Source organism: Vibrio makurazakiensis, assembly GCF_050337375.1.
Lineage (GTDB): Bacteria > Pseudomonadota > Gammaproteobacteria > Enterobacterales > Vibrionaceae > Vibrio > Vibrio makurazakiensis.
In genome coordinates this window covers 19,975-28,246 of sequence record NZ_JAKJSW010000044.1, presented here as the reverse complement: position 1 = coordinate 28,246, position 8,272 = coordinate 19,975, and the positions used below count along the sequence as shown (strand labels likewise).

At 42.0% G+C, this 8,272-nt stretch carries 7 protein-coding genes; 4 read left to right on the top strand and 3 right to left on the bottom strand.

Annotated features, from left to right (window positions below):
- On the top strand, positions 1–529 hold a 529-nt coding region (fldA, locus tag L4C33_RS07305; RefSeq protein WP_428811779.1), incomplete at its 5' end, for a flavodoxin FldA.
- 45 nt (positions 530–574) lie between these two features.
- On the opposite strand, the gene L4C33_RS07300 is transcribed toward fldA, so the two are convergent.
- Positions 575–1,075, bottom strand: coding sequence for a DUF4442 domain-containing protein (locus L4C33_RS07300; RefSeq protein WP_428811778.1), 501 nt, complete (start codon positions 1,073–1,075; stop codon positions 575–577).
- A gap of 224 nt (positions 1,076–1,299) precedes the next feature.
- Here L4C33_RS07300 and fcrX point away from each other — a divergent pair, with 224 nt between their 5' ends.
- Entirely contained in the window at positions 1,300–1,746 is a 447-nt protein-coding gene (gene fcrX / locus L4C33_RS07295) for a ferric iron uptake transcriptional regulator FcrX (RefSeq protein WP_428811777.1), read from the top strand.
- Between the two features lie 223 nt (positions 1,747–1,969).
- Here the strand turns inward: fcrX and glnS are convergent, their stop codons facing one another.
- Positions 1,970–3,637 (bottom strand): glutamine--tRNA ligase, encoded by a 1,668-nt coding sequence (gene glnS / locus L4C33_RS07290; protein WP_428811776.1) that lies wholly within the window; start codon positions 3,635–3,637, stop codon positions 1,970–1,972.
- 256 nt (positions 3,638–3,893) lie between these two features.
- The gene (nagE, locus tag L4C33_RS07285; RefSeq protein ID WP_428811781.1) at positions 3,894–5,408 is read right to left on the bottom strand and encodes an N-acetylglucosamine-specific PTS transporter subunit IIBC; all 1,515 of its coding nucleotides are present in this window, start codon (positions 5,406–5,408) and stop codon (positions 3,894–3,896) included.
- A 506-nt stretch (positions 5,409–5,914) separates the two neighbouring features.
- Here nagE and nagA point away from each other — a divergent pair.
- A complete protein-coding gene (gene nagA / locus L4C33_RS07280; protein ID WP_428811775.1) occupies positions 5,915–7,051 on the top strand; it encodes an N-acetylglucosamine-6-phosphate deacetylase in 1,137 nt (378 codons plus the stop codon).
- Positions 7,052–7,053: 2 nt separating this feature from the next.
- A complete protein-coding gene (gene nagC, locus L4C33_RS07275) occupies positions 7,054–8,268 on the top strand; it encodes a DNA-binding transcriptional regulator NagC (RefSeq protein WP_428811774.1) in 1,215 nt (404 codons plus the stop codon).
- Positions 8,269–8,272 lie beyond the last annotated feature (4 nt).

The window sequence follows — 8,272 nt, the reverse complement described above, 5'->3', positions numbered from 1 at the left end:
AAGTGTAGGTCTCTTCTTTGGTAGCGATACAGGTAACACTGAAGCTGTTGCTAAGATGATCCAAAAACAGTTGGGCAAACAGCTCGTTCAAGTTCAAGACATTGCAAAAAGCAGTAAAGAAGACATCGATAATTTCGATCTTTTATTGCTTGGTATCCCTACTTGGTACTACGGCGAAGCGCAATGTGACTGGGATGACTTTTTCCCTGAATTAGAAGCTATTGATTTTTCAACTAAGCTTGTTGCTATTTTCGGTTGTGGTGACCAAGAAGACTACGCTGAATACTTCTGTGATGCGATGGGTAACATTCGTGATATCGTTGAAGCAAAAGGTGGCACGATTTTAGGCCACACTTCTACTGAAGGCTATGAGTTCGAAGCTTCTAAAGGTCTAGTGGAAGGCGATGACAGCCTATTTGTTGGCCTTTGTATCGATGAAGACCGTCAACCAGAACTTACAGACGAGCGTGTTTCGAACTGGGTTAAACAAATCCATGAAGAAATGTGCTTAGCAGAGCTAGAAGACTAGTTCTAATACTGCTCTACTGAAAAACCTCCTTATTAGGAGGTTTTTTTATGACTCTAACAATTCTTCAGCATCTCGAAATTGCGGCTTCTTCCGTACATAAAGCCTTCGTTGAACCTCAGACACCACATTACCTTGCTTATCTTTCACATGAATAATGAACTCAGGGAAGCACTTTTCACCTAGTGCTGTTTGTCTATAAATATCCTCAAGCTGGTTCTGAGTAATTTCAAAGTTTGCAAATAAGTCTGATTGACCAGGCTTAATGAAGTTAATGCTGGCTTCTTTATCCCAGACATAATACTGCTCACCTAGAATCCCCATGAGCATCAATGAGTAAACAGGGTCGGTCAAAGAAAATATGCTGCCACCATATTGAGTTCGATTGGCATTCTTATTCCACCACCTAAGTTTCAACCTCATATTCACTTCTCGAAAATCATCACTTATACGCGTGATTTTAATACCCGAACCCCAAAATGGGGGCCAAATGTTCAAAGCACACTTAACAACATTGGGTTTGTAAATTTTTGCGAGTTGTTTATTCATTAATGACATCCCGTGTCTAATTTTAAGGCTAGTTAATCTCTAACCCTTTCCATAACTGGTCTGACATCTAATATATGCGAGTTACAAAAAATTTACAAAAACATTATTTCATAAACTAAGTAGTAACCCTTTGAAGTTCGTGGTTTATTGTTATCTTCTAGTGACCTATAATGATAGGAATATTGAATTCTRTTAATTGCTGCAGATCATCAACAGGAAAGTATATGTCAGACAATAATCAAGCGCTAAAAGATGCTGGTCTAAAAGTGACCCTTCCAAGGCTAAAAATTCTAGAAGTATTACAACAACCAGATTGCCAACATATTAGTGCTGAAGATTTGTATAAAAAGCTGATCGACTTAGGTGAAGAAATCGGCTTAGCGACGGTCTACCGTGTCTTAAACCAATTTGATGATGCAGGTATTGTTACTCGTCACCATTTTGAAGGTGGAAAATCAGTTTTCGAACTGTCGACTCAACACCACCACGATCACCTTGTGTGTTTAGACTGTGGCGCAGTTATTGAGTTTTCTGATGATATTATTGAAGAACGTCAAACAGAAATCGCTCAACGTTACAATGTGAACCTAACTAACCATAGTTTATACCTCTATGGAAAAAGTTTGCACGGTGACTGTAAAGGCAACCCAGACGCACATAAAATCAAGTAATTTAAGAACCGGCTTTGGCCGGTTTTTTTATACGCTTATGCTTAAGTCTCCGAAGTATCGACTTTCTTAATCCGCAAAGATAGACCTATATAGTTTGTGAAAATTCGCGGTGAGAAACTGTTTCCCCCCTCCCCCGAAGCCGACCTTCGTTCAAGCTCATATTTCAAATGAAAAAAAACCAGCTATTCAGCTGGCTTTTTTATTTTGGCATTAAGTATAAGGATTAACCTTCTACTTTACCCCAAGTATCACGTAAACCAACCGTACGGTTGAATACTAGTGCATCTGCTTTAGAATCTTTCGAGTCCACACAGAAGTAACCTGTACGTTCAAACTGGAACGCTTGTTCAGCAGCGCCTTTCGCTAGGCTTGGTTCAACAAAACCGTTAAGCATTACAAGCGAGTCAGAGTTAATCGTTGCTGTGAAGTCGTCTGCAGCAGCTGGATTTGCAACAGTGAATAGACGATCGTACAAACGAATCTCAGCAGGCAGTGCCTTATCAGCAGATACCCAGTGAATTACACCTTTCACTTTACGACCATCAGCTGGGTTCTTACCTAGTGTCTCATTGTCGTAAGAACAGAAGATAGTCGTGATATTGTCTTCAGCGYCTTTCTCAATACGTTCAGCTTTAATCACGTACGCGCCACGTAGACGAACTTCTTTACCTAGCACTAAGCGCTTGTATTTCTTGTTCGCTTCTTCACGGAAGTCATCACGCTCAATCCACACTTCACGAGTAAATGGAACTTCACGAGTCCCCATTTCTGGCTTGTTTGGGTGGTTTGCTACTGTCAGCGTTTCTACAGCGTCTGCATCGTAGTTTTCAATAACAACTTTAACAGGGTCTAGAACAGCCATTGCACGAGGTGCATTTTCATTAAGGTCATCGCGGATGCAAGACTCAAGTGAACCGAACTCAATCATGTTCTCTTGTTTAGTCACACCGATACGCTTACAGAATTCACGAATAGACGCAGAAGTAAAACCACGGCGACGTAAGCCAGAGATAGTAGGCATACGTGGGTCATCCCAACCTTGAACTAGGTTTTCAACAACCAGTTGGTTTAGCTTACGTTTAGACATAACTGTGTATTCAAGGTTCAGGCGGCTAAACTCGTACTGACGAGGTTGGCAGTCAATCGTAATATTGTCTAAAACCCAGTCATACAAACGACGATTGTCTTGGAATTCAAGCGTACAGATTGAGTGAGTAATACCTTCTAGCGCATCAGAAATACAGTGCGTAAAGTCGTACATTGGATAAATGCACCACTTGTCACCCGTCTGATGGTGGTGAGCAAAACGAACACGGTAGATAACTGGATCGCGCATAACCATGAATGATGAACTCATGTCGATCTTAGCACGTAGACATGCTTTACCTTCTTCGAAGCCACCGTCACGCATCTTTTCAAATAACGCTAGGTTTTCTTCAGGGCTACGATCGCGATATGGGCTAGCTTTACCTGGCTCTTTTAACGTGCCACGGTATTCACGGATCTGCTCAGGACTTAGCTCGTCAACATACGCTAAGCCTTTATTAATTAATTCCACAGCATAAGCGTAAAGCGTATCGAAGTAGTTTGATGAGTAACAAATATCACCAGACCATTCAAAGCCTAACCAACTTACATCATTCTTAATTGACTCAACGTATTCAACGTCTTCTTTTTCAGGGTTTGTATCATCGAAACGAAGATTACACTGTCCCTGATAGTCCTGAGCAATACCAAAGTTTAAGCAGATAGATTTAGCGTGCCCAATATGCAGGTAACCATTTGGCTCCGGCGGGAAACGAGTATGCACGCTAGTGTGTTTACCATCCGCTAAATCTTTATCAATGATTTGGCGAATAAAATTCGATGGACGAGCCTCAGCTTCACTCATCTATAGCACCTCTATGTATTTAGTATTGTCAGAGAAAGTTGTCTTTCAGTCCGTAGCTAGGCTTGCACCTTTTAATATGAGCTATTCGGAGAAAGATCATTGTTGCTAATGATCCACAATTCTGTCCGTTTACACAATAAGAACTAGTATCAAATTATCAATTAATACGTGATTAATGGAAGATTAGCCTTAATAGAAACAAAAAAGCCTCCCAAAAGGGAGGCTTTGAATTTTTACTTACTTGTCAGTTGAGTGACTAAGGAAGTTTAACATCTGATAGGTCTTCACCAGCACCGATAGCTTTCATTTCGCCAGCTACGATTTCTGCTAGAGGACCAAGGATAACTTGAAGGTTGTTTTCGCCTAGCTTAACAACACCTTTAGCACCTAGTTTCTTAAGAACTGTTTCGTCAGCAACAGAACGGTCTTTAAGAGTTAGACGTAGACGAGTAATACATGCATCAATTGCAGTAAGGTTCTCGTGACCACCTAGAGCTTTTAGGTATTGGCGTGCAAGGTCACCTTTTGGAGCGTCACCAGCAGGAGCAACTGCTTCGTCATCATCTTCACGACCTGGCGATTTCAAGTTGAAAGCGCGGATTGCGAAAGTAAATGTGAAGAAGTAAAGAGCACCGAAACCAAGACCGATTAGTAGTAGAACGAATGGCTTAGTAGCTAGACCCCAGTTCAGTACGAAGTCGATAAGACCAGCAGAGAAACCGAAACCGTGCAGAGTACCAAACATGTTAGCAACGACTAGAGACAGACCAGTAAATACAGCGTGCATTGCGTATAGAGCAGGAGCTAGGAATACGAACATGAATTCTAGCGGCTCTGTAATACCTGTTAGGAATGAACAGAATGCTACTGAGAATAGTGCACCACCAACTTGGCTGCGTTTTTCAGCAGGAGCAGCTAGGTACATTGCAAGTGCAGCACCTGGAAGACCAAACATCATTACAGGGAAGAAACCGTTCATGAATACGCCAGCGCCTTTATCGCCACCGAAGAAACGGTGTAGGTCGCCAGATTTAACTGTTTCAGTTACTTCTTTCACAACAGTTGTGATTTCTGGAGTTACTGAGTTAGCGAATGTGAACGTGTGCTCTTGGCCAACAACTAGAGTTTTAGCTAGTGCAGGGTCGACACAAAGTTGAGTGATGTTAGCGAACGCGCCTTGACCTGCAACGATGATCTCTTGACAAGTACCCATACCGAACCAGAAGTATGAGTTCAGAACGTGGTGTAGACCTACAGGGATTAGTGCACGGTTAAGAGTACCGTAAACAAATTGACCAATTGCGCCAGACGTTGATACTGCGTGAGCTAGTGCATCAAGACCAGATTGAACACCAGGCCAAACCACACCAGATATCGCACCTGCTACGAGAGCAAATAGACCAGCCATAATAGGTACTAAACGTTTACCAGCAAAGAATGCTAACCACTCAGGAAGACGAGTAGCATGGAAAGCGTTGTAAGAGTGACCTGCGATGATACCTGCGAAGATACCGCCGAAGAAAGACATGTTAACGTCAGCGTTAATTGTCGTTGCTGTAGCTGTTAGTACGAAGTAAGCAACTGCACCAGCAAGACCTGCTGCACCGTTACCGTCTTTAGAAAGACCAATCGCAATACCTAGACCAAATAGCAATGGAAGGTTGCCGAAAATAGCGCCACCAGCCTGAGCCATAAATGGAATATCAAGAAGGTCGCCTTGACCCAAACGTAGTAGAAGCGCCGCAATCGGAAGCGTTGCGATAGGTAGCATCAATGCTTTACCTAGCTTCTGTGCATATCCAAGAATATTCACCGTAAATTCCCCCTATAGGATTTTTTTAAATTTGGTCGAGAGACTTATTTTAGTCGCTCAATTTAGTCCTATTCAGTTTATTCTATTAATTTTGCTCCGCAAATTAAAACCTTACCATTTGTGATCCTAATCACCAGTTTTTGCCAAATCCCAAGGTTTTTGCTAGCGAGATCATAAAACTTATTTTACAATTCAAAAAAATGAGAGTTTGTGGATAATATTTATTCCAGTTTGATACTTAGTGGAATGGAAACGTAGGCTGCAACGCCAAGCGAAAACACCCTTCCCCCTCATGACTAAAAAACAAAATAATCAAACAAAAACAAACCTTTAATTAAAAACTCGCATTGACGAGCTGCTTGCTAAATAGATAAAACGCTTCATAAATGATGATCACAAACTAAGTTTCCCATTTGTGCAGTAAAACGAATTTAAAGATCTCACGATATAAGGATTAGCTGACTATGTACGCGCTAAGTAACTGTAAAATCTACACTGGTAGTGACGTTTTAACAGACCACGCTGTTATTATTGAAAATGAACTAATCAAAAAAGTTTGTCCGGTTGCTGAATTGCCAGAAGGCTTGGAAGTTCGCGACTTAGATGGTGCTAACCTTAGCCCTGGTTTTATCGATCTACAGCTAAATGGTTGTGGTGGTGTAATGCTGAATGATGAAATTACAGCAGACACAATGCAGATCATGCACGAAGCTAACTTAAAATCTGGCTGTACTAGCTTCCTACCAACATTAATCACTTCTTCAGATGAAGATATGCGTGCAGTCATTACGGCAGCTCGTGAATATCACAATAAGTACCAAAACCAATCGTTAGGTTTACACCTTGAAGGTCCTTACCTAAACGTTGCAAAAAAGGGAATTCACAGCGTTGATCACATTCGTAAGTCTGACGAAGATATGATTAACCTTATCTGTGATAACAGCGATCTGGTTGCTAAAGTAACRTTAGCGCCTGAACTGAATGATCCTGCACATATCGAGCGCTTACACGCAGCTGGTGTTGTTGTATCAATTGGTCACACTAACGCGACGTATGCAGAAGCACGCAAAGGGTTCGAATCAGGTATTACATTTGCAACTCACCTATTTAACGCTATGACACCAATGGTAGGTCGTGAACCGGGCGTCGTTGGTGCTATTTACGATACTCCAGAAGTGTACGCTGGCATCATTGCTGATGGCTTCCACGTTGATTATGCAAACATTAGAATCGCTCACAAAATCAAGGGAGAAAAGCTTGTATTAGTGACCGATGCCACAGCTCCTGCAGGCGCTGACATGGAATACTTTATTTTTGTCGGTAAGAAAGTATATTACCGTGATGGTAAGTGTGTTGATGAAAATGGCACACTTGGCGGCTCAGCGCTGACTATGATCGAAGCTGTACAGAACACTGTTGAGCACGCTGGTATCGCTTTGGACGAAGCACTTCGCATGGCAACTCTTTACCCTGCGACTTCAATTGGTGTAGAAAACAAGCTAGGCCGAGTTAAAAAAGGCATGGTTGCAAACCTCACTATTTTTGATCGTGACTTCAATGTTCAAGCGACTGTTGTTAACGGACAATACGAGCAAAATTAATAATGAATGGCGGACAAATAGGTAACGTAGATTTAGTTAAACAACTAAATAGCGCAGCAGTATATCGTTTAATCGATCAACAAGGGCCGATTTCACGTATACAGGTTGCGGATGTGAGTCAACTCGCTCCAGCAAGTGTTACAAAAATTACCCGCCAACTTCTAGAGCGCGGCCTAATTAAAGAGGTCGCGCAGCAAGCGTCTACTGGCGGTAGACGTGCAATATCTCTCACAACCGAAGTCGAGCCGTTTCATTCTGTCGCAGTTCGATTAGGTCGTGACTATATTCAGTTCAGCCTTTACAACTTAGGTGGGGAAGAGCTTGCGTCAGCTCATAAAGAACTGAATTACACTAACCAATCTGATCTCTCGACGGGTCTTATTGGTCATTTAAAAGAATTTGTAGAACAGCACCAAGCGCTAATTGACCAATTAATCGCTATCGGTATTACACTTCCTGGCCTTGTAAACCCAACAACAGGTGTTGTTGAGTACATGCCAAATACAGATATAGATAATCTCGCACTAAGCGATATTATCCGCGACACATTCAATGTTGCTTGCTTTGTCGGTAACGACGTTCGTGGAATGGCACTTGCAGAGCACTACTTTGGTGCAAGTAAAGACAGCCAAGACTCTATTCTGGTAAGTGTTCACCGAGGTACAGGTGCAGGTATTATTGTTAATGGTCAGGTTTTCTTAGGCCATAACCGTAACGTTGGTGAAATTGGTCATATTCAGATCGATCCACTTGGTGAACAATGTCAATGTGGTAACTTTGGCTGTTTGGAAACAGTAGCTGCCAACCCTGCAATCATTGAACGAGTTCAGAAGCTGATCAAACAAGGTTACGAGTCTTCTCTAACTGAGCTTGAGCATATTACAATTCAAGATGTCTGCGAACACGCGATGGATGGCGATGAGCTTGCTAAACAAAGCTTAGTTCGAGTTGGCAACCAGTTGGGTAAAGCGATTGCGATGACAATCAACCTATTCAACCCACAAAAAGTGATAATTGCAGGTGACATTACCACCGCACAAGATATTGTTTTCCCTGCAATTAGGCGCAATGTCGAAAACCAATCGCTAACAACTTTCCATAGTGGCTTGCCTATTGTAGCATCACAGATAGACAAACATCCGACGATGGGTGCATTTGCGATGATCAAGCGTGCAATGCTTAATGGCGTGCTACTGCAAAAGTTACTCGAAGACTAAAGTC